Annotated in this window: 15 protein-coding genes and 1 pseudogene; 6 read left to right on the top strand and 10 right to left on the bottom strand. The window is 67.9% G+C overall.

Annotated elements, in window-relative coordinates:
- Positions 1-256 precede the first annotated feature (256 nt).
- The 5 genes from H4N64_RS41470 to H4N64_RS41445 all read right to left on the bottom strand — a co-directional run bounded on the left by H4N64_RS41470 (position 257) and on the right by H4N64_RS41445 (position 5,294).
- Positions 257-1,255, bottom strand: a complete 999-nt coding sequence (locus H4N64_RS41470; protein WP_186287805.1) for a GNAT family N-acetyltransferase — start codon at positions 1,253-1,255, stop codon at positions 257-259.
- The gene (locus H4N64_RS41465) at positions 1,252-1,854 is read right to left on the bottom strand and encodes a TetR/AcrR family transcriptional regulator (RefSeq protein ID WP_186287802.1); all 603 of its coding nucleotides are present in this window, start codon (positions 1,852-1,854) and stop codon (positions 1,252-1,254) included. Before H4N64_RS41465 ends, H4N64_RS41470 begins: the two co-directional genes overlap by 4 nt.
- A 165-nt stretch (positions 1,855-2,019) precedes the next feature.
- Positions 2,020-3,702 carry a CU044_5270 family protein gene (locus H4N64_RS46605; protein ID WP_336246950.1) on the bottom strand — a complete coding sequence of 561 codons (1,683 nt, stop codon included), beginning with the start codon at positions 3,700-3,702 and terminating at the stop codon, positions 2,020-2,022.
- A 168-nt stretch (positions 3,703-3,870) separates the two neighbouring features.
- Positions 3,871-4,050, bottom strand: a complete 180-nt coding sequence (locus H4N64_RS41450) for a hypothetical protein (RefSeq protein WP_186287801.1) — start codon at positions 4,048-4,050, stop codon at positions 3,871-3,873.
- A gap of 491 nt (positions 4,051-4,541) precedes the next feature.
- Entirely contained in the window at positions 4,542-5,294 is a 753-nt protein-coding gene (locus tag H4N64_RS41445) for a winged helix-turn-helix transcriptional regulator (RefSeq protein ID WP_186287800.1), read from the bottom strand.
- A 127-nt stretch (positions 5,295-5,421) separates the two neighbouring features.
- Between H4N64_RS41445 and H4N64_RS41440 the strand changes: the two genes are divergently transcribed.
- The 3 genes from H4N64_RS41440 (at position 5,422) to H4N64_RS41430 (ending at position 8,714) form a co-directional block, all read left to right on the top strand.
- Entirely contained in the window at positions 5,422-6,807 is a 1,386-nt protein-coding gene (locus H4N64_RS41440; RefSeq protein ID WP_222110011.1) for an FAD-binding oxidoreductase, read from the top strand.
- 41 nt (positions 6,808-6,848) lie between these two features.
- Positions 6,849-7,040 carry a hypothetical protein gene (locus tag H4N64_RS41435; protein WP_186287799.1) on the top strand — a complete coding sequence of 64 codons (192 nt, stop codon included), beginning with the start codon at positions 6,849-6,851 and terminating at the stop codon, positions 7,038-7,040.
- A gap of 276 nt (positions 7,041-7,316) precedes the next feature.
- Complete coding sequence (locus tag H4N64_RS41430) at positions 7,317-8,714, top strand: FAD-binding oxidoreductase (protein ID WP_186287798.1); 1,398 nt, start codon at positions 7,317-7,319, stop codon at positions 8,712-8,714.
- Between the two features lie 75 nt (positions 8,715-8,789).
- On the opposite strand, the gene H4N64_RS41425 is transcribed toward H4N64_RS41430, so the two are convergent.
- A complete protein-coding gene (locus H4N64_RS41425; protein WP_186287797.1) occupies positions 8,790-9,491 on the bottom strand; it encodes a hypothetical protein in 702 nt (233 codons plus the stop codon).
- A 982-nt stretch (positions 9,492-10,473) separates the two neighbouring features.
- Between H4N64_RS41425 and H4N64_RS41420 the strand changes: the two genes are divergently transcribed.
- Positions 10,474-11,871 (top strand): NucA/NucB deoxyribonuclease domain-containing protein, encoded by a 1,398-nt coding sequence (locus H4N64_RS41420; protein ID WP_186287796.1) that lies wholly within the window; start codon positions 10,474-10,476, stop codon positions 11,869-11,871.
- Between the two features lie 66 nt (positions 11,872-11,937).
- Here the strand turns inward: H4N64_RS41420 and H4N64_RS41415 are convergent, their stop codons facing one another.
- The 3 genes from H4N64_RS41415 to H4N64_RS46600 all read right to left on the bottom strand — a co-directional run bounded on the left by H4N64_RS41415 (position 11,938) and on the right by H4N64_RS46600 (position 15,485).
- The gene (locus tag H4N64_RS41415; protein ID WP_186287795.1) at positions 11,938-12,552 is read right to left on the bottom strand and encodes a hypothetical protein; all 615 of its coding nucleotides are present in this window, start codon (positions 12,550-12,552) and stop codon (positions 11,938-11,940) included.
- 836 nt (positions 12,553-13,388) lie between these two features.
- Positions 13,389-13,991 (bottom strand): hypothetical protein, encoded by a 603-nt coding sequence (locus H4N64_RS41410; protein WP_186287794.1) that lies wholly within the window; start codon positions 13,989-13,991, stop codon positions 13,389-13,391.
- A 30-nt stretch (positions 13,992-14,021) separates the two neighbouring features.
- Positions 14,022-15,485 carry a NucA/NucB deoxyribonuclease domain-containing protein gene (locus H4N64_RS46600; protein WP_186287793.1) on the bottom strand — a complete coding sequence of 488 codons (1,464 nt, stop codon included), beginning with the start codon at positions 15,483-15,485 and terminating at the stop codon, positions 14,022-14,024.
- A 908-nt stretch (positions 15,486-16,393) separates the two neighbouring features.
- On the opposite strand from H4N64_RS46600, the gene H4N64_RS41400 reads away from it, so the two are divergent.
- Positions 16,394-17,404, top strand: coding sequence for a hypothetical protein (locus H4N64_RS41400; RefSeq protein WP_186287792.1), 1,011 nt, complete (start codon positions 16,394-16,396; stop codon positions 17,402-17,404).
- Positions 17,405-17,528: 124 nt separating this feature from the next.
- Here H4N64_RS41400 and H4N64_RS41395 read toward each other — a convergent pair.
- Positions 17,529-18,755 (bottom strand): annotated as a pseudogene (locus H4N64_RS41395) (IS256 family transposase); the annotation flags it as partial.
- Between the two features lie 433 nt (positions 18,756-19,188).
- On the opposite strand from H4N64_RS41395, the gene H4N64_RS41390 reads away from it, so the two are divergent.
- A partial coding sequence (locus H4N64_RS41390) for a CHAT domain-containing protein (protein ID WP_222110010.1) occupies positions 19,189-21,902 on the top strand: 2,714 nt, incomplete at its 3' end.

Genomic DNA, 21,902 nt, shown 5'->3' with positions numbered 1-21,902 from the left:
TGGCTTTAGGAGTGGGATTGGATCCTTGCCGGGGCGTGCTCGACGTTGCCACGCGGTGCTGTTTCACCTGGTCAGCGCTATGCGATTTCTTGCTCGATCCCGTTGATGACGCCTCGTGCCGGACAGTCCGCTCACGCATCGCGCACGCACGGAGAGGGCTCGGCGCGGGCGCGACCCGATTGTCGGCTGGTGCGTCAGGTGGGCTTTCCTGCGAGGGCTGACAGGAGCGCGGTGATGACCCGGTCCGTGGCGGCGGTCATGCCGACGGAGTCGGGGCGAGCAGCCACGGGATCAGAAGGCAGTCCATCGCCCGTCGGCCGGGGTGGCGGTCCAGGTGAACGGCGGCGGGCGCGTGGAGGTCGCGTCGCCAGGCAGCCTCGTCGGCAAGTGTTCCGGCGGTGCGGTACTGGTGGACCTGGGGCGCGTTGGGCAGGGCGTCGGCGACCTCGGCAACCGGTACCGGGCGGAACCCGAGCCGGGTCCAGAAGGCTCCGGCTCCCGTGGAGAACAGGTAGGCCGTGCGGGCTCCTTGCGCAGCGGCATCCACGAGTGAGTGTTCGACCAGGCGTCGTGCGGCGCCGCAGCCGCGCAGGTCGGGCCGGACGGCGACACTGCGCAGCAGCACGCGGTCGTCCTGGCGTTCCCAGCCCAGGGCCGCGGCGGGGCCCGCGGTGTCCCGGGTGAGCCAGTACCGCGTGCCAGGCACGAGGACGCCCTTGGACGAAAGGCCCTGTCCGGCGAGGAAGGTGGCCAGCTCGCCTCCGTCCCACTCCGGCCGGGCCGGTCTGGGGAGCGGGAGGGGTTTGGCGTAGCAGCGGCTGAGCGTCTTGTGTTCGTACGGCGGGTAGTTGGGGATCCGTTGGTAGCCGGCGCGGGTGTACAGCGCGATGGCTTCGGGCTGGTGGACGGCTGTCTCCAGACGCATCTCGGGGTGACCGAGGGCAGTGGCGGTGCGCTCCGCCTCGGCCAGGAGCTGGGCGGCGATGCCGCGGCCGCGGGCCTCGGGGACTATGTACATGCGCTTGAGTTCGGCGGCGGTGTCGGGGGCGGGAAAGGGCTGGACGGCACAACAGCCGATCGGGCGACCGTCGGCCTCCGCGAGCAGGAAGTGGATGGCGGGGTGCAGGTGGGAGCCGCCGGTGCAGGGTTCGTCCGGGTAGCGGGCGGCGAGGTCGTCGTCGAGGGCGCGGACCAGCCGCCGGACGCTCGGGTGGTCGGCCGCCGCGGCGGCGATGGTGAGATCGGGGGTGGTCACAGGGTGCGGTTCCCTTCGAGGATCAGGTCCAGTTGCCTCTCCAGGACGCGCCGTTGGAGGTCGGGCGGGTAGGCGTCCGGATCGGTGACAGCGTTCAGGGCCAGGCCGTCCAGGCATACGACGAGGGCGCGCACCCGCTCTTCCAAGTTCCCCGGCTCCGGCTCGCCGGGGAGTGCGGCACGCACCAGGGTTGTCAGCCGGCGCACCCAGGAGGCGTGGCTGACGGAGTGCTCGCGCAGGAGCTCCTGGTCGGTGCGGGTGGTGAGCAGGAAGGACGACCATACGACGGCCTCCAGGTGCCGTTCCTCATCCAGCGGCAGTGCCTGCTCGGCAACGGCGTACAGGTGGGCGCGCGGGTCGCTGTGCCGCAGGGGCATTGCGTCGATGCGGTCCGCCATGCGGCGATGCATGACGGACCGGGCGTGCGCAAGGAGTGCCTTCTTGTCCCGGAAGTAGTGGGTGACCATGCCTGTTGTGCACCCGGCGGTGGCGGCGACCGACCGGAGTGTCAGCCCCTCCAGCCCGCTTTCGCTCACCACCTGCCATAGGGCAGCGGAGATCTCGGAGCGGCGCTGGACATGGTCGACCTGTCGAGGCATGAGATCCCACTTTACGTAACGCTTGTTGTGTAACGCATGTTACGCGATGGTCGGGTGCCAAGGCCAGAGGGTCGGCCGTGCCCCTGCTCGTGACGCGCGCCCGACCGGCTCGGCGGGGTCCCGGGTGTCACCCCGGGGTCCCGCCGCTCGGCGAGCACCGCAGTCTCAGCGATCCGACTCGTCGGCCGGGCCCGGGTCGGGGGTGTCGGTGTCGAAGGGCGGGGCCTTGTCGGTCCACTTCATCGACGTGATCGTCGTGTAGCTCAGCAAGTGGCCCTTGCGCACACCGTCGCCGCTTTGGGTGGCCACCGTCTCGGTGCCCAGTGGCATCCCCGTCGACTTGTCGAAGATCAGGCGGAGTTCGGGGGCGGACTCGTAGGGGCTGGGGAGGGCGACGGCGTAGCCGGTGCGGCCGGTGTGGTCCTTGACGTCGCCGAGGGAGCGCACGCCGGGTTCGGCGGCGAGGAGGCGGTAGGCGGCGGCTCGCAGCGCCGGGGTGGACGGAAGGGTCGTCGCGAGCAGGACGGCGCTCTGGACGACGATCCGGTCAAGGGTCCACTCGGGGCCGTTGTGGTCCCTGTCGACCAAGGCGAACAAGCGCTTGCGGAGGGCCTTCTCATCGGTGGGCAGCGTGGGCAGGAGGCGCAGGGGCAGGTCGCCCATCATGCCGGTGTCCGCCCTGCCGCCGGGGGCGTCGTGTTCGATCTCGCCCTCGCCGGCGTAGGTGACGATCTCGTCGGTCACGTCCCTCAGGTCCCACGACCGGGGGGAACCATCAGCCTTCCACGCCGCCTCGTCGGCTTTCGTGGCCGGACGCGCACCCGGGTCAAGCAGCTGCGACCACCGCTTGTTCTCGGCGACGGCCATCCACCACCGCCGCTCGCTGCGGACGTCGATGCTGTAGGTCTTGCCGGGCACCTTGTGGCGGTCGGCAAGTGTTTCCTCGACGTACCAGTACGTTCCCGAGCCGGTCGGTTGCTGCTCGACGTGGGAGGCGGCGGTGAGAAGGACCTGACTGCCGGAGCCCGACGTCGCGGAGGGCGCGGGTCCGGGCTTCTCCGGCGCGGTGTTGGTGATCACCAGAGCCGCCACCGCCGTCGCGGTGGCCAGGGCGAGGCCCGAGACGAGAGGGCGCTGCACCTTCCGCGGCCGGGCGGTGGCGCGAGCCCTGTGCGTCGCGCGCGGACGGCTCATGACCGTTGCGAGCTCCTCCTCCCGGACCGGTGACGGGGTGGGGAGGTCGGGGTCGAGGTGGGCGGGGCGGGCGGCGGTCAGGCGGTGCAGGACGTCGTTCTTCACCGGGCTTCCTTTCCGGGCTCGGGTGGACACACGCCGCGCGGCTGCGGGCTCCTCCTCGGGCGGGGAGGCCGACGCGGCCCGGTGGAGACGTTTGCGCGCCCGGTGCAGGCGGACCCGCAGGGTGATGGGCGAGCACCCGACCACCGCGGCCGCCTGTGCCGGGGTCAAGCCCTGCCATCCGGAGAGGACCAGCAGTTCCCGGTCGTCCTCCGGCAGCGTGGCCAGCGCCTTGAGCAGCGCGTTGCGCTCGGATACCTCCTCGGCGATGTCCGCCTCGGCGGGTTCCGCCCAGGCCGTCAACTCGGCGGCGAACGACGCGCGCCTGGCCTCCGCCCGGATGCTGTCCCGCAGGATGTTGCGTGCGACGACGAGCAGCCACGGCAAGGGCGGCTCGGGGACGTCGTCCAGCCTGCGCCAGGCCACGGTGAACGTCTCGTTCACCACCTCGTCGGCGACCTGCCGTCCCGCACGGCTGACCACGTAGGCCCACACGCGTTGCCGGCAGCCGTCGTAGATGGCGGTGAAACGATCCGCGTCGTCGTCGGGCACTGCCGCACCTCCTGTCCCTATCGGTGTGTTCTGTCGTCGGGTAGTGGTCCGAACGAGGTGATCGTTACAGCGGAATCGCAGGAATCCCGACCGAGGAACGAGGCATACGTCACACCGAGGTCCGCCGACGACGGGCTGATCAAAGCCGCCGCGCGCCTGCCGGCGTCCTCAAGCGGCTCGTCCGGTCGCCGGACGGATGTCGCGCAGGTGGCCGACGGCCATCTCCAGGGGCAGCTCATCCGACTGGTAGGTGGTCCGGATCGGGTAGACCACGCCGGGCTGGTTGGTCATCTCGATGTGACATCCGAGGACGTGGGTGACCGTTCGGGTGTCGGCGAACGCGATCAAGCGGTCGACCGTCCGGCCGAAGGCGGCCCCTCCTCCTGTACAACCGCCCGGGACACACCGTGTCGCCGGTGAGCAGGAATCCGGTGTGCGGGTCGTAGTACCTGACGGCTGCCTCGTCGTGACCTGGGGTGGCCAGGCACTCCAGCATCCGGCCGCTGAGATCGACCCGGGTCACCCGGCCGGGGTCCTGTGTGTAGCCGAAGTATTTCCAGACACTGTCCAGATCCTCCCCCACCACCGTGGTGCGGGGGCGGTCGGCGAACCGTGTGTCGCCCGCGACGTGGTCGTGGTGAGACTGGATGATCCCCCGTCCGCTCACGCATCGCTCACGCGCGGAGCGCTCGCACCCGGCTGCCTTTCATGCACCGTCGTGCGAGCTGTCCGACTGCTCGTCCAGTCCTGTTGGGACTCGCCCCCGGCGGCGGCGCGGACAACGCGTCGGCGCGTGGTGACGGCGCTGCTGCAGGACGTCGTGAGCCTGCCTCTGACGATCAGCGCTGTGCGTCGGTTTCTGACGTGGCGGTGTCGGCGGGTCGACGGACTGGCTGGGTGGGCGGCGCGGCTGCGAGCACGTGGGGTTCTGGTCGTACGGGGGCGAAGCGGCTGGGCGGATTCCAGGTGGGGAAGGCACGGGCCAGCTCGCGGGGGCCGGTCACAGCGACGTGGCCGGCCCGCAACGCCTGGGCCCAAGTCGTCCAGCCCATGTGCCACCGGACGAACGCAGCCGGGTCGGCGACCACCACCAGGTCCTCGTCCCCGCCCGGGCTGTGCACGCAGACCTCGGCGCCGCCGTGTTCGTACAGCAGCCAGAACCGGTTCGGGGGCCTGAGCGCCGGGAAGTCAAGGCGTACCACCACGCGGCGGTCGGGGAGTGCGGCGGGGTCGGCGGAGCGACACATGGCCCACAGCACCGGGTACGGGTCCAGGTGCTCGGGTGCCAGTTCCAGCCAGCGGGCGCCCCATTCACCGAGCGCCAGGCATACCTCCCACAGACTCGCGCCGGCCTCGGTCAGGCGGTAGCGGACGGAGTGGCCCGGTCCCTCGTCGCGGCTCAACAGGCCGTGCCGCTGAAGCTCACGCAGCCGGGCGGCGAGCAGTGTGCGGGACAAGCCCGGGGCGCCGCGCAGGATGTCGCTGAACGTCTCGCAGCCCAGCGCCAGATTCCGCACGATCAGCGGTGTCCAGCGTTCGGCGAACACCTCGGACGCGCGAGCGATCGGGCAGTACTGGCCATAGCCGCGCACGCTTTCAGTGTGCGCTCGACCCGCCGAGCCGGTCCAGATCCTGGACTTCCGTGGGCTCCGCAAGGCGAGAAGGGTGGGTATGCGGGGGTATGCGGAGGCCGGATCGAGCGGGCGGAGGACGATGGCGATGCGGGAGATCCAGGGCTTCGCGGGGCAGCTCATCAACCCCCGCGACACGGAGTACGACGAGGCGCGGGCACTGTGGAACGGCGCGATCGACCGGCGGCCGGCCGCGATCACCCGCTGTGGCACCGCAGCAGACGTCCAGGCTGTGGTCCGGTACGTACGCGAGCGCGGCTTGCCGCTGTCGGCGCGCGGCGGCGGGCATGGCGTCGGCGGCACCGCCGTGTGCGACGGCGGACTGGTAGCGGACCTGAGCCGGATGCGCACCGTACGGGTTGATCCGCACACGCGGACGGCGACTGCGGCGGGCGGGGTCCTGTGGGGCGAGCTGGACCAGGCCACACACCGGTTCGGCCTGGCGACCACGGGTGGGATCGTCACCCACACCGGCATCGCCGGCCTGACACTGGGCGGCGGACTCGGCTGGCTGATGCGGGCCCACGGGCTGACCGTGGACAACCTGCTCCACGCGGAGCTGGTGACCGCGGACGGGGAGCGGATCACCACCGATGACCACCCTCGGCTGCTGTGGGCCCTGCGCGGCGGGGGTGGCAACTTCGGCGTGGTGACCTCTTTCCGGTATCGGCTGCACCCGGTCACGGAGGTGCTCGGCGGGCCGGTGCTGTGGCCCCTGGAAGACGCCCCCGGCCTGCTGCGCCACTACCGGGACTGGATCGCAGAGGCGCCCGACGAGCTGACCACGATCGTCGCTCTGCGCAAGGCCCCGCCGCTGCCCGCCCTGCCGGAGGCGTTGCACGGCCGTTTGGTGTGTGCGATCAACTCCTGTTGGTGCGGCCCGCCGGAGGCCGGAATCGCCGTGCTGGCACCGCTGCGCTCGTACGGGCACCCAGTAGCCGACCTGACCGGTTTGCGGCCCTATCCCGAGCACCAGGCGCTGCTGGACCCGACGGTGCCGCACGGATGGCACTACTACTGGAAGTCCAGTGAGGTGGCAGCACTGGACGATGACCTGATCGACGTGCTGGTCGAGCACACCGCCCGGGTCGCCTCCCCCCGCTCGTACACGCTCGTCTTCCAACTCGGCGGAGCGATCGCCCGGGTACCCGAGGACGGCACCGCCTACCCGCACCGCAGCGCGGGCCACGCCATCAACATCGACGCCGCGTGGCTGCCCGAGGAGCCGGTGGCGGACCGGGAGACGGCATGGGTGCGCGACTTCTTCCACGCGGTCGCGCCCCACCAGGTCGGCGTGTACGTGAACTTCCTCGGAAACGAGGGCCAAGAGCGCGTCCTCGCGGCCTACGGTGAGGCGACGTACCGAGAGCTGGTGCGGGTCAAACGGATCTACGATCCCGAGAACGTGTTCCGGCACAACCAGAACATCGACCCGGCCCTCGCCCCACTCGCGACCGCGCGGGACGGCTCGTAGAGCCGTGCCGACAACCATGGGTCGAACGGGCCGACTGGTTCGTGCACGAGCGCAGCCTCCACCGCTCCGACACATGCAGAACATTCCCGTGCCGCCGACCTGTTCCGCCGACGCTCGGCGAGGCATTCGAGGGCAAGGACCCGAACGGCCTGCCGATTCTGCCGGACGAGTGCATGCCCGCGCCCTGCCCGGTGGGCATCCAGCACAGCCGTATCCGGGACATCCGCTTCTGACTGGGTACTGGCGGCGTACCGACGCTGTCGTTCCTGACGCCCGGCCGGCCGATCCGCGGCTGCCCGAGGCGACGTCGCGGGGGCACGGGCGCTTCCGCCGCGCAGAACCCCGCTCGCTGGTTGCTGCGTGTGGACATAGCGTCGTATATAGGCGCTCATCATGCCTGGGGCTGTGGCCGCTCAACTGCAGGGAGGTGCCCGCACGCCACCCGCCCCCTGGTCGCCGTCCCACCCTACTGACTATGCGACATCTCGCAAGATCCACGGAGGGGCGTCATGTCTCCGCTCGAGGTGAGTACGAGGACGGGCAGCCGCATTGTGCTGGAGGAATCGGCTGCTCAAAGGTTGGCGGAGAGCCTGGGTGGAGAATTGCACCGCCCCGGCGATGACACATACGACGAGGCCCGCAGAGTCTGGAACGGCTTGATCGACCACCGGCCTGCGCTGATTGCCCGCTGTGCCGGGAACACTGATGTCGCAGCGGCCGTGACCTTTGCCCGGGAACACGATCTGCTTGTTTCCGTGCGCGGCGGTGGCCACAACATCGCGGGCAAAGCGGTGTGCATCGGCGGCCTGGTGATCGATCTGTCACGGATGCGTAGCGTTGCAGTCGATTCTGGCAACCGAACGGCCCGGGTCGAAGGCGGTGCGACGCTCGGAGAAGTGGACAGTGCGACACAACTGGCGGGCCTGGCCACGACGACGGGTGTCGTGACCCATACGGGCGTCGCTGGGCTGACTCTCGGTGGCGGTGTGGGTCGGCTCGCCCGGAAGTGCGGTCTCGCTTGCGACAACCTCCTGTCCGCCGACGTCGTCACCGCCGATGGTCACCTACTGACAACCAGTGCTGCGGAGAACTCCGACCTCTTCTGGGGTGTGCGGGGCGCCGGCGCGAATTTCGGTGTCGCGACCTCCCTTGAGTTCCAGCTCCACTCCGTGGGTCCAGAAGTGCTCGGAGGCGTCGTCGTCCACCCCTTGGAGCGGGCGAAGGCGGCACTCAAGTTCTATTATGAGTACTCGCGTTCAGCCCCGGACGAGCTGACCGCCGACGCTTTCTTCCTGACCTCGCCCGAGGGTGACCCAGTGTTCGCCATCTCCGTCTGTTATGCCGGATCGACGGAGCAGGGCGAGCGAATGCTGGAGCCGCTCCGACGGTTCGGCCCTCCCCTTGCCGACCAGGTCGGGCCCGTCGCATACACGGAACTGCAAGCCGCCGGCGATGCCTTCTTCCCCATCGGCCTCAACTATTACTGGAAATCCCACTTCCTCGAGGAGATTGCCGACGACGCGATCGAGGCCACCGTGGACCACTTCGCCAGCGCTCCCTCTCCCCGGTCCCTCATCGTCTTCCAGCAGTACGGCGGCGCCGTCAGCCGCGTCTCGCCGTCCGAAACGGCCTTCCGCCACCGGAACGCGCAATACGACAACTTCGCCGCGTCGGTATGGACGGATCCCCGGGAACAGGAAGTGCACAAGCAATGGGCACGACAGTGGTGGGACATGATGAGCCGCTTCTCAGTCGGAGCCGAGTACGTGAACAACCTGGGGGAGGAAGGCGAGGACCGGGTACGGGCCGCATACGGCGACAACTACGAACGGCTGGTGGCGCTCAAAAACGAGCACGACCCCGCCAACTTCTTCCGGCTGAACGCGAATATCCCACCCCGTGGCTGAACCGTGCCATCCGGCACCGGCTGCTTGGAGAACGGGTGAGTCATCCTGGTGGCGCTGGCCGTGGCCCGCGCCTGCTTATGGAAGCAGGAGCGTTGTGCAGGTCGGACCACGCTGGGCACGCATGTCACATGCATCGTCTCCTCTGCCGGGGCCGGCGAAGATGCTGAGGCCCGTCGTCTGTGCAGGAGGCGAGATCGTCATGTCGATCCGCTGCTTGACCACGCCCTCGTCGTCGGGCCTGAGCGTGCTCCAGTAGAGGTCGCCGTGTTTGACGACCGGCTTCATGTCAGCCCTCAGGTAGGTCACCGACACCTCGATGGTCCGCCACGTCTTGACGCCGTCCGCATGGACATCGAAACGCAGCTTCAGATCGGACCGAGGGCCGTCGAGTTTGATGTTGGTGATGGTCGGTCGCCCGTTCCCGCCGGCGGCCTTGGCGGCGCCGATAATCGCCACGGTCAGAGCCGTCATGTAGAAGATGACCCCGAGAATGAGCACGACGGTCTCCCAGACGTTTCCTCGTCGTGTGGGGTGAATGAGCAGCGCCACGATGCTGCACACGATGGCGAGGACGGCGCAGAGCGAGGCAACAGAGATGGGCCACGACTCGTTGTTGAGTGCCACGAACACGAGCTCGCTGCTGAGCCCAAGAACGGCCATGACTCCAGCGACAGCGACGAGAGCGCCGGCGAGGATCTTGGAGACTTCGTCCAGGCGCCTTCCGATCTTGGCCTGGACCTCCTCCGGCGTCGTGGCAGGTTCTTGTTCGCCGCCCATACTCTCGACACCCCGCTCACGTCCTGGAGGAAGGGCTCGCCCCTGCTGGACAACGCTGGGTTCGTGCCAGGGCTCCGACATCTGGACTGGACCGAGCAGCGGAATGACCCAGCCCCGCCGATCCCGGATCCCGACCGCTCACGCAAACGGCCCCGGACGGGGAGTCCGAGGCCGAGTAGGAGCCCTCCCTGGGGAAGAAACCCCAGGCCAGAGCGGTAACGCGTTGTGCCCCCGGCAGGATTCGAACCTGCGACACCCGCTTTGGGAGGGCAGCTGAATCCGTGGGCCATGGCTCCTACCTGCTTCTTTCGTCTCCAGGATGACACTTCTGGCTCCTGTGAGTGCGTGCTTCGCCTGTGATTCAAGGCCAGATTCATGGACAGCCCCGCCGCCCCTGTGGGCGTGAGCACAGACCGTGATCGGAGGGATGGGCCGCGCCGTCATCAGCCTCTGTCGGCTAATGAGGTCACCCGCTCGGCGCTCGCCTCTTCCTTGCTGGGGTGGCGGGAGAGACTGCGGTTGATGCCCGAAGCCACCCCGTCTGGCAAGGAGATCGCTCGCGTCCGGTGGCTTATCCGCCGCGTCACCGACGCAGTTGACACGCTCGCCGGCCGACGCCGCGACCGCGTACTCGCCACCCGACAGGGTGCGATTGTGGTGCGGACTTTGTGGCCATACATGCTCGTGAGGCACGGGAAGCAAGTTTGCGCCCGATCTGGGGTGGCCGGTCTTCTCTGCCGAGACACCACCTCTAGCCGCCGAGGCAGTCACCGATGGCCGCCTCTCGCCCCGTCGCAGGCAAGGGGCAAGCCGTGGGGGCCTGTGACCAGGGATGGTGCTGCTGTCACCTGTCGGATCGCATGTCTTGTGCGAGCGAGATGTTGCCAGGCCCAAGTGCCGTTTACGGATGGGTAGTTGACCGAGCCTGTGGGGCGCCTGTGTAAACCGTGGCGCTGGCCATAGCTCACATGTTCTAGCTCTGATGGGCTGCTCTTCCCGTTCACCAAAGGGAAGGATGCCCGCCTTGCGTGCAAAAGGACGCTTAACGGTCATAGCCCTCGGTATCGCCAGCCTCACCACGATGCTCACCGGAACCAATGCCCAGGCTGCCGGCAGCGCGGACAGCGGCGAAGGCCAGATCGTCTGGCTGCGTTCCAGCAAGCCCATCGATCTGCCGCTAGGTACCGACTATCAGCAGGCCCTGTCCAGGCAGCGCTCGGCCGTCTCTGCTGAGAGGCTGCAGACCAGCGAGACTCCCACGCCGCCGCAGCCGTCCAGCGAAGCCAACGAGCAGAGGATCGCGCGGGAAAGCGGCGAGACGTACGTTGCCGAGCCCGGTGAAGCTGCCGCGGAGCAGCGAATAGGTGTCGCCGCGGCCCTCACCAAGGAACAGTGTCGGGCGATGTCCGACGCGCACGACGACGCCGGTAAGATCATCAATCACTTCAGCTTCTGCCGCTGGGGCTACAACACCGCCGTCAAGCTCAACGGGCAGGGCGGGGTCGAGGGCATGGTCCGGTTCCGCGAGACCGAGATCGGTACCGGCTCCGGCGAAATGCGGGACGCGACCATCGAAGTCCACACCGACCAAGTCACGGCCTCCGGCAAATTCAACGACGCCGCCATGATGAGCTTCTACATCGGCCAGGCGGGCTGGCCCTCCTCAAGCTCCTGCAAAGTGGCCGACGTCTCGTCCAACCCGTTCACCACCAACGTCGGCGACTGGCGCGATGAGTACATCGCCTACGGACTGGTCTCCGACAGAGGCAGCGGCACCGGCCCGGACGACATCGCGACCTGCGTGTACCAACACCAGTGGAAGGTCACCGGTGGCGGCGCCACCACACCCTGGAGCAACGGGCCGACCAACGGCGTGCGCTTCGACTCGACCAAGTCGCTCGGCAGCAAGTACTACGACGCGGGAGTGATCTTCGACCGTGTCACCCCGTCGTTCTCTTACGACCGGGCACAAAACGACACCAAGGGCGTCGCCAACCACATCTACGACGCGCTGTACAAGCCCCAGACCACCTACCCGCCCAAGGACGGCAAGGTAATCCCCGGCGACATCTGGAACGGCAACTGGCGTCCCCTGCACCGCAACTGGACCAACTACGACGCTGCCGCCGCAGAGGTGACGCAGAAGAACCGGAGCGCCAAGGACGCGGCATGCCGCCGTCTGAGCCGTCCCGACGACACCTACCAGTGCGACGAGTTCCCCTTCGCCTCCACCAAGGAAGGCGCCGGCCTGGGGGACGGCAACTTCTCCGTCCGCTACGTGCCCGGCACGGAGAACAGCAGGGCGGGCACCGAACTGGCCGACTGGTACGGCACTGACCGGATCCTGCACGGCAACGCGTACGGCATGTACGTGAAATAGCCCTGCCTGTGCCGGAGGGGGAGCGGCGGCCCACCAGGTCGCTCCCCCTTTGGGTGTGCCAGTTGATCAACGCATGTTGAGCGGGGGCTTTCCGTGCCTGCGGGCAAGTCGATCTCGTCGGCTCTCTCCCGCGGCAGGAATCGGCGCTTCTTGCGATCCCTCAGGGACGAACACGACCAAGTACGTCTCGAACCCGTCGCGAGTACCCCACTCCTCTCGCTGCATAGCGGCGTCGAACCGCTCACGGGAGTCACTGCGGCCCTGCGACCAAACGTGCGCACGGTAGGTGCGGGAGGGGTCCAATTCAACAGAGGGCTCACCCGGCTGAACCGGTTGGCCAAACACCTCGATGGACCCATCCGCAGGCCCGGCAGGGCCATTCATCGTGTCCAAGGCCGCCATCCGGCCCATGTAGACCGGCTGGTACTCCACGGACGCGACCAGGGTCCAGGCCGGCCCCGGCGCCTCGCCCTCTTGGTCATTCACGGCCAGGACTACCGGTGCGACGTGATCCTGGACCCGCGATGTCACGACGATCTGGCCAGGCACGACGATGACTGGTTCCTCTGTCCCAAACTCCGGCTCATCCTCCCTGCGCTCGAACCCCGGCTCCCACATCTCACCGACCGGAAAATGGCCGCGCTCGATGCTGACTGCTCCAACCCGGCTGATCTCTGGCATGCCCAGAGCCTGTCAGGATTGAAGCAGTCACACAGCAATACGGTCGGCCACGTTCGACGCCGTGGGCATCACACGTTATGCAGTCGTTTGGTCAGCCGCGTGCCGTCCGAGTTGATCCCGACGGAGTCGGCGAGCGCGAGCCGTGCGAGCATCGAAAGGACCCGACGACGGGTGTCCCCAAGTGCAGGAGGACGGTCCAGGAGGGGCGGTCCGGACTGGGGACCATGGTCCAACCATGCACGAGATCGTTAGGTCACGAGGGCGGGCTCCAGCTGTCTTGGTGATTCGCCAGGATTCGCCACCCCCTTCAAGTCGCCTACCTGGCAGTTTGTATTTGTCGATCATGGAATGGTCATTCGCTACCCCCATCGCCACCGTCTAGCTACGGTGTTTCGCCACGGGACAAATTGGGGCAGCTGGCTCTGATGGGCTGCCCTTCGACTTCGGTTCAAGCCTGGCGCCCCGCGCGGACCACGAGCTGCGCAAGAACTGCGGAACCTGTCGACCGTAGGAGGGTCAGTGGCCCAGGGATCCCCTGATTGAAATCCGTCTGAGGGCCAGCCACTCGGTGGTGTGTCTGACGATGTATGGCTGCCGGGCACGTACTCCACCGAAACCTCTCGCCCGCGCAAGCTGTGGTGGCGGCTCAGGGCGGTGTTGCGCTGGCCGCAACGGGCCCGGAAGCAGTCGCGGTGAACGGGCACGGCGGCAGGGCGATGCGCCTGCCATGCCCTGTTTGGTTCACCCCACCCGTAGGCACCCAGTGCAGGGGCTCGCTTCGGCTGGGGGCGGATGCACGCTGCAGCCGCCCCCAACCGAAGGCTTGTGGAGGTGGATCAGGAGTAGTCGCCGCGTTCGGCCCGGCGCAGGATGTCGCGCTCCCGGCCGGTCTGGGTGTCGAGTGAGTCCTCGTGGTCGATGACGATGGTGTCGTCGGCCGGCTGGGCGCGTACCTGAGCTCCGTAGGCGTCGGTCGCCTTCACCAGGAGAGCGTCCTGGTGTGCGGCGGGCCAGCTCTGGATCAAGTAGGACTCCACGACGTCATCCACGAGTGTCTGGTCGACGGCCCGGTCCCTGCCGCGCGCATGGACGCGCAGCCGGTACGGGCCTGGCCCTTGGGATGCCAGGGAGGGCAGATCCGCGGGGTCGTCCATGAAATGAGTCACCAGCACTTCCCCGGAAGGGGAGTGGCACGAGATCTCAGCGATCTCTTCCCAGTCCGCAGCCACGTCGGGGCGCTGGGAGTGCAGCTCGACAGTGACTCGGACGCTGCCGGTGTGGATCCCGGTTGTCACCTCGATGGCTCCTCCGGAGGCGGACACCAGCCCGTTGTGGGCGCTGTCGAGGTCGCCGGCCAGCGGTCCCTGTGGGTCGGTGATCTGGAAGTGGTGGTACTGGGCGTCGACTGGAGCTGTCCCAGTACGGGCTGACTCATTCACGGCTGCTGTCTTCCCGATCTTGTCGCGGGCCTAGCTGATCCATACGAGGAAGCGGTCCCCTTCGAGGACACGAGCGTAGGTGTAAAAGCCCTTCAGCGCGTCTCCCGCCTTTTTGTTCTGCTGGGCATTGACCATGCGTCGGCTGAACGGACCACCGCTGTGCCTGGCGCCCTGCCATGTGCTGGCGAAGGGGTACTCGTCGCAGGACTTGCCCGGCGGACGCTCCAGGCTCGACGGGCAAGCCTTCTCGCGGTTCTGCTTGATCTTGGAGCGGTCCGTGAGCCGCGTGAGGTAGTTGGTCGTGCCGTGCTTGCCGGGGAGTCCGGTGGCCTGGGCGTCCTTGATGTGCTTGGCGATCTCCGGCCACGGCCCCGTCAGGCTGTAGCTGATCTCCGGCACAGCGCGGAGGTTCACGCAGCCCACCTGGCGGGGTGCGCCGGGCAGGGCGTTGTCACATCGGACTTCCACGGTGGACAGCTTCGTGGCATCCGACGGCGCGACCCACTGCGAGTTGCTGAACCGCCAGGACGCGATGCTCCGGCCCGTTCCCCGCTGCTTGGCGGCGGCCGTGTTGATGGTGGTGTCCATGAAGAACTGCCCGTAGGGCTCGGCACTCGGGGAGATGGTCTGTGACGGGAAGATCTTTTCCGCGACCTTGCACTTGCCGGTGCAGGAGGCACTGCCGGAAGCCTTGGTGCCATTCACGGCCCTCCCCCACCGGGACACCTCCATCAGCCTCGTCTGGTAGGCCCATGTCTTGGAGTCCCGGGCTGAGAAGGAGTAGCCGACAACGAGGTATTTGATACCGCCGATCTTGCGGCCTGTTCGCACATCGATGGCGTTGACTTCAGCGCGCCAGATGCCGCAGCCGCGCATGCGCTCGATGTACCACGTCGAGTCCACTCCTGCGTCGATGCACCACTTCGGTTCGTTCCACGGCGAGCGCCTGGCTGCCGCAGCCGCGGAGTCCTGCTCGTCGGCCGGGTCAGCCGCCGGGGTGGCGTCTTCTGCGGCATCCTGTCGCGTGGCTGCTATCGCGGCCAGGGCGGCCTTCTCAGCGGCGGACGTGTTGGCAGAAGCCTCGCGTCGCGACAGGACAGCGAGTTCTTCGGAGCTGAGTTCGTTGGCCGGCTCCAGAGGCGACGCACACGCCGTGTACTCCCCGCCGGGAGTCTCAGCGGCAGCCTTCACCTGGTCATCGCACGTGGTCTTCTCACCAGCCGCCAGTCCGACGCGTTGTCCCTCCTCGTCGGTTGTCGGGGCGGCCGTCGGCCCCTCGGCGGTGGCTTCGGCGCCCAGCGCCAGGTCTTCTGCAGTGGGCGCCGTCTCAGGGTCATCGACGGTGGTGTCATCCGCTGATGAGGGATCATCAGCAGATGGGTTGGCGGCGGCTGTACCCGTGGTCAGCGAGGTGCCCGCAGCCACTCGCGGCTCGTCCGCCCCCTGGGCGATGCCTATCTGGCTGCCCAGTAGCGCCAGCGTCGCAGCGCCCACGGACAGCAGTATTCGCGGTCTCAAGTTGTACCCCCTGTTTGGTCAGAACAGCGTGGGCACGCCCCCCTTGGTGTGGCGTGTCCACGCCGGGTCGACCTGATCAAAGCACAGCACACTGACAGTCAGTCCCCGGGGTTGGGCTTACGTGAGCGAACTGCAGGTCGGTCGACGTACGCCACATGCTGAGCACCGAGCCCATATCTCGCTGTTGTCTCGGAGCACGCCTCGCTATCCTCCGTTGCAACGCGACGACGGAGACAAGTAGCCGCGAGATCACGTAAGCCGAGAGAGCTGCCGGTAGCTGGCAAGGCAGTCTTGCGTCCCCTGGTGAAGACCCTCCTGAGTGCGGGGAGGAACGGCCTGCTGCCCAATGCCCCGCCGGCTGGCCTCCGTTACCGGGCAGAATGAGGCCGCCACTGTCAGGTGGTGGTAAAGGCGCGGTGGCACCGCGAGTCCCCTTCTCGTCCGCGCCTCCAAGGGATCATGACGAGGCCCTGGGAGAGCTGCAGTGATCCACACGACTGACCGAGTCCTGGTGTCCGACCTGCGCGAGTATGTGGGCAGGACTGGTGGCAGTGATCGTTGTGAGGACCAATGCGGCCAGCTGTACCTGGCGAACTCCCCCTGTGGTCGCGTCGCATCCGTATGACGTCCATCGGTGTCCTGTCTTGTCAAAGGTTGATCGTCAGATATCGGTCCCCTCCGTTGCCAGGGATCCACCCCGCGCCAGGCAGGACGGGGCTCCTATGCGACATGGCGGACGCCGTCCGGCACTCGCTCGCAGGCTCGTCTGCTCACCCGAGAGGTCCTTGCAGCTACGAGGAGCAAAGCGGCCGGAAAGTATCGTGTCATCCGATTTCCGGATGGGGAGGCATGGCTCGTTGACCGGTCAACGGCGAGGAGGCTGCGTGGCGCGGAGACACGACATCGAGAGGATCTTCCAAGAGCTCGAAGAAATACGGGGAGTACTCAACGACCCGACCACCGGGCTCGGGGCTTTCCACCAGGACCAGGACCAACTGCGTCGCAAGGTGCTGGAGAACGTCCAGCAAGGGACGGCCGGACTGCGTGAAGAGAACCGGGAACTGAGGCGCCGCCAGGAGCGGATGCTCAGCGACCTCGGCGACACCCGCACTGCTGTTGAAGCGCTGCGCCGGGAGATCGCGCAAGCGTGGGCACATACGCTGGGCGTGCCCCGTCCGGCAGCCGGTGACAGCCGGACGCCGATTGCGCTCCCGGAACAACGGCCGCAGCCTCTGGAGGCCGGCACCAACAGCAATGAGACGGACGGGTGGAGGGAGCAAGCGGTGCCCGAGGTGACGCTCACGGATCCTGCCGACGACGGGAACGACGGACGCGATGCCCAGCCGAGCACGGACGCTACTGCCGCAGCACCTGCGGAGTCGGCGCCGCTGGCTTCGACTGCTCCTGAGGCTTCTGCCACCGCAATGCCCGAGGAGCCTCCCGCTGTACCCGATCCGACACCAACGGACGCCGAACGCAGGGCGGCCCGGCGGGCGGAGCAACGCAGCAAGCACCTTCAAGGCCTCCTGACGGCAGCGGCCATCTCCTCAGCCCGACTGATCTGTCACAAACACACCTGGGCGTTCCTGCTCGAACAGACCTCTCGGCACCCACACTTCCGCCTACCTGACCACATCACCGACATCGAAGACGGGCGAATCGAGACGCACCTCTCCGGTCGCTCCCTACTTGCTGTCCTGGTCACCACGCGGGAAATCCTCGATGACGATGCACCCGACCTCGACATGGCGACATGGGCACTGGCAGACGCGATTTACCGGCGTACCCAGCTGGCCGTTGCCGACGCCACGCTGACCCGGCCCGAGGGCAGCGAGGTCACGACTATCGTCTTGGACGATCGTCCCGACCGTCCAGGGCAGGCCGACGCGGCATGACCTGCCTTTGCCAGATCGAGGGGACTGTCAAACGAGTGGTGTAACTGGGCAGTTGGGGTTACTGACGGGCCGCCGACAGGCGGCCGTCGAAGGTGATGTCGAAGGCGTTCAGCGCGGTCTTTCAGCGCATGGTCCAGCGGGCCTGGCCTTTGCCGGTGGGGTCGAGGGACATGATCGCCATGTAGACACACTTCAACGCGGCTTGCTCGTTGGGGAAGTGTCCGCGGGCTTTCACCGCCCGACGGATCCGCGCGTTCACCGACTCGATCGCATTCGTCGTGCAGACGATGCGGCGTATCTCGGTGTCGAACCGCAGGAACGGAGTGAACTCCTCCCAGGCGTTCTCCCAGAGTTTCACGATCGCCGGATACTTCCGGCCCCAGGCATCGGCGAACTCGGCGAACCGCTCCAGGGCCGCCTCCTCGGTCGGGGCGGTGTAGACCGGCTTGAGAAGCTTGGCGATCTTGTCCCAGTCCTGGCGGGCGGCATAGCGGAAGGAGTTCCGCAGCAGGTGCACTACGCAGGTCTGCACGATCGTCTTGGGCCAGACGGTCTCGACCGCTTCGGGCAGGCCCTTGAGCCCGTCGCAGACCAGCATGAGGACGTCGCTGACGCCGCGGTTCTTGATCTCGGTGAGGATGTGCAGCCAGTGCTTGGCGCCCTCGCCGCCGTCGCCGGCCCACAGGCCCAGGATCTCGCGCCGGCCTTCGGTGGTGACGGCCAGGGCGACATAGATGGGTCGGTTGGCGACCGCGCCGTCGCGGATCTTCACGTGGATGGCGTCGATGAAGACGACCGGATAGACGGCGTCAAGGGGGCGGCTCTGCCATTCGGCCATGCCCTCGAGGACCTTGTCGGTGATGGTGGAGATGGTCTGGCGGGAGACGTCGGCGCCGTAGACCTCGGCCAGGTGGGCTTGCACCTCGCCGGTGGTCAGGCCCTTCGCGGCCAGCGAGATGACCATCTCGTCGACGCCGGTCAGACGCTTCTGCCGCTTCTTGACGATCTTCGGTTCGAAGGAGCCGTCGCGGTCGCGGGGCACGGTTATCTCCACCGGGCCGACGTCGGTCAGGACGGTCTTGGAGCGTTTGCCGTTGCGGGAGTTGCCGCCGTTCTTCCCGGCCGCATCGTGCTTGTCATATCCGAGGTGGTCGGTGATCTCGCCTTCCAGGGCGGACTCCAGCAGCCGCTTGGTCAGTTGCTGCAGCAGCCCGCCCTCGCCGGTCAGCTGCAGGCCCTCGGCCTGGGCGCGGCCAACCAGCTCGTCGATCAACTGGTCGTCCACGGCCTTCGCCGACGCAGCCTTCGTGGGCTCGACGGTCTCGGACTCGGACACGTTCTCACTGGTCATCGATGCATCTTCCATGATCGGGAGTTACACCGAACGTCTTACAGTCCCGCCGTCAGGCTGGGTCCACTGTCAGTGGCTGAGGTCCCCACTGATGTCCTACGACAATGAGCAATCGCTCTGTCGGAAGGTCCATTGGTGGGTAGTGAATGGGCCTCTGGGTGTTCGTATGGCAGTGCGGGGCGCCAAGGGTGTAGCTGTCGGGCCTTGGACGGCTCAGCGTGTCCCGTGGCGGGAACGCTGTTCGCGATCTTTACTGCCGCGCGGCGGGGGAGGCAAACCGCGGAACGGGACCGATCGGGCAGTTGAGCTGTCTTACGATCCACTGCAGTGGTGGCGGTCGGCGACGTTAGGATGACGCGTGGTTACCGGTTTGGTTGTGGACTCCAACGGGTTTGAGCTGGTCGTTTCCGGGCGGCGTGGCGGTCCACGTCGGATGCTGCAGACCTCCGACGTCGACCTGCTCAATGACATCGCCGCCCAGTATGTGGACGCCGTGCGCACCGGCTCCAGGGAACAGGCGTTGCTCGCGGTGGGGCGCGAGTTGTACCGGTGGCTCGACGGCGACCTTGGCCAGTTGACAGACCTGCTCGATGCGGCTCCGGCGCCGCTGATGTTCGAGGTTAGGGCGTCGGCGAGACCGTCTGTGGCTGCGTGGGCGCTGCTGCGGGCCCCGTTCGAGCTGCTGGCCGTCCCCGAGGGCAGGTTTCTGGCCGAGGCGCCGGAGTTGTTCGCTGTGGCGCGTCGGCTCGGTCAGCCGGGCCCGGTACAGGCTCCGGACGGGTACCGGCTTGGGGTGGCGTTCATGGCTTCGGCGCCCCGGGGCCAGCATGAGCTGGACTTTGAGGCCGAGGAGATGGCCATCCTCAAGGCTGTTGGGGAGACGAGCCTTGATCTTGTTGTTGAGGACTCCGGTAACCCCGAGCGTCTTGGGCTGCGTCTGTCCGAGCTCGGCGGGGTGCCGGTGGTTCATCTGTCGTGTCACGGGCTGCACAACTGGCGGCCAGGTCCAGACGGGCCCGCCACCCCTGTCCTGCTGATGGAAGACGATTTAGGGGACGAGCGTCCGACCAGCGCGGACACTGTGGTGGGCCTGTTGACTCCTCGGCCTCGGCTGGCGTTCGTGTCGGCCTGCCTGACCGCCACCGGTGCCGACGTGGCCGGGCATGTACCCGCCGGCGCCGGCCACCGCGGCGGTGCGGCAGGCGAGCCGGGCGTGCCGGTGGCTCACTCGATGGCCACCGGTCTGGTGGCCGTCGGGATTCCCGCGGTCATCGGCTGGGACGGCTCGGTCAGCGACCAGGCCGCCACGCGTTTCGCCGAACATCTGTACAAGCAGCTCAGCCGTCGTGTTGACGTGGCCGAGGCCGTCGCCAGCGCCCGCCGCCACCTGCTGGCCTGTCCCGATGAGCTCCTCCGCGCCGACTGGCACCTGGCTCGGCTGTGGCTGGGGCCGACTGGTGGCGGCCCGCTGGTGGCAGGAACCCGCAAACGCCAGATGGTGCCACCGCACCATGTGACCAAGACGTTCCTGGACCGCAAGCACGAGCTGCCGGTCGCGGCCGCGGAAATGTTCGTCGGCCGCCGCCCGGAAATGCAGCACACGCTGCGGGCCCTGCGCGGCGGGCAGAAGGCCGGGGTCCTGCTCCACGGGCAGGGTCGGCTGGGCAAGTCGAGCCTGGCCGCCCGAATCGCCGACCGTCACCCCAACCGGGCCGTCGCGGTCGTGTTCGGCGACTACACCCCGACGGCGATCCTTGACGCCATCGCTGACGCCGTCGCCGCCAACCCCGCCGCCCGCACCCTCATCGACGCCAGGCGCGACGAGGTCCGCCACCAGCCAGAACGCCTCAAGCCACTCCTGATCGATCTGCTGGCCGGACCATGCGCCCAGGAACTCGACGACGGAGGCAAACCCCTCCTGCTAATCATCGACGATCTCGAACAGATCCTGACCGCCAACCCTGACGGCCCGCACCGGCTCGACCCCGAATACGCCACCGTCCTCGCCGACGTCCTCTCCGCGTTCAACCCCGCGATCACAGACAGCCGACTGCTGATCACCAGCCGCTACACGTTCACACTCCACGGCCTGGAGGCCAGCCTGGAACCGGTCCAGCTGCAGCCACTGTCACCGGCCGCCCAGCGCAAACTCCAACGCCGTCAGCAGGACCTCGCCCCGGCCGGATACCGGACCCAGCGCGCCAGCCTGGCCCAGCGGGCGCTGGACGTCAGCTGCGGCAACCCGGGACTGCAGGACCTCATCGGGCTGCGCCTGGTCTACAGCAGCCAGGTCGACCAGGCCCGCGCCGAAGCCGCCGTCGCCAGCATGGAGGAATACCTTCACCAGGGTGACCTCCCCGCCGACAACGCCGACATCCGCAAGTTCCTGGAGAACCTGGCTCTCGACGCGCTCCTCGACCAGGCCGGCCCCGCCCACCGCGAGCTGTTACGGGCCTGCACTCTGTTCATACTCCCGGTCCCGCAACCCGTCATCGACGTCCTCGCCGCCGCGGTCGGCGGATCAGCGTCCCGCCTGAGCGGCCTCGGGCTCCTGGACTCCTTTCCCGACCAGTACCGCAGCGCCGTCCCGGCCTTGGCCGTCAACGCCCTCGCGGCCGGACGCCTGAAGCCCCTCACCCCGGACGAACAGGCCGCCCTCGCCACCCTGGCCGCCGAACCGCTGTACGACCAGTGGGGCGGTGCCACACCCGGCCCTGCCCGCGGCAGCGACCTTGACCTGCAGCTGACCCAACTCGCCCTGGCCGCCGACAACCCGACCATCACCGCCGACTGCGCCGCCGCGGCCGTGTCCGCCCTGCGGCAAGGCCCAGCCTCCACTGCCGCCGAGCTCGGCCACCACGCGATCACCCTCCTCGACCGCCACAGCCACGAGGTTCCGGTCACCCTGCTGCGGGCCGTCGCCGACGCCGCCGTCACCAGCGGCGACGGCGACTCCGCCGACACCCTGCTCCAGCGTGCCGTCCAGCAGAGCCATACCAGCGACCGGCAGACCGAGCCGGCCGACCACGCAGCGGTCCTCTACGACCACGCCAACCGCCTGATTACCCGCGGTGAGGTCGACCAGGCCGAGGACCTGCTCCACCAGGCCCGCCAACTGTTCACCGACGCCGGTGACACCCGCTCCAC

It is taken from the genome of Streptomyces cupreus (assembly GCF_014257025.1).
Lineage (GTDB): Bacteria > Actinomycetota > Actinomycetes > Streptomycetales > Streptomycetaceae > Streptomyces > Streptomyces cupreus.
This window is presented reverse-complemented; position numbering and strand designations above follow the sequence as displayed.

Bases quoted from the DNA above. Each gene is read 5' to 3' on its own strand.
- H4N64_RS41440 (WP_222110011.1), top strand. From the start codon at position 5,422: ATGCGGGAGATCCAGGGCTTCGCGGGGCAGCTCATCAACCCCCGCGAC.
- H4N64_RS41430 (WP_186287798.1), top strand. From the start codon at position 7,317: ATGTCTCCGCTCGAGGTGAGTACGAGGACGGGCAGCCGCATTGTGCTG.
- H4N64_RS41465 (WP_186287802.1), bottom strand. From the start codon at position 1,854: ATGCCTCGACAGGTCGACCATGTCCAGCGCCGCTCCGAGATCTCCGCT.
- H4N64_RS41415 (WP_186287795.1), bottom strand. From the start codon at position 12,552: ATGCCAGAGATCAGCCGGGTTGGAGCAGTCAGCATCGAGCGCGGCCAT.
- H4N64_RS41425 (WP_186287797.1), bottom strand. From the start codon at position 9,491: ATGGGCGGCGAACAAGAACCTGCCACGACGCCGGAGGAGGTCCAGGCC.
- H4N64_RS41420 (WP_186287796.1), top strand. From the start codon at position 10,474: ATGGGCTGCTCTTCCCGTTCACCAAAGGGAAGGATGCCCGCCTTGCGT.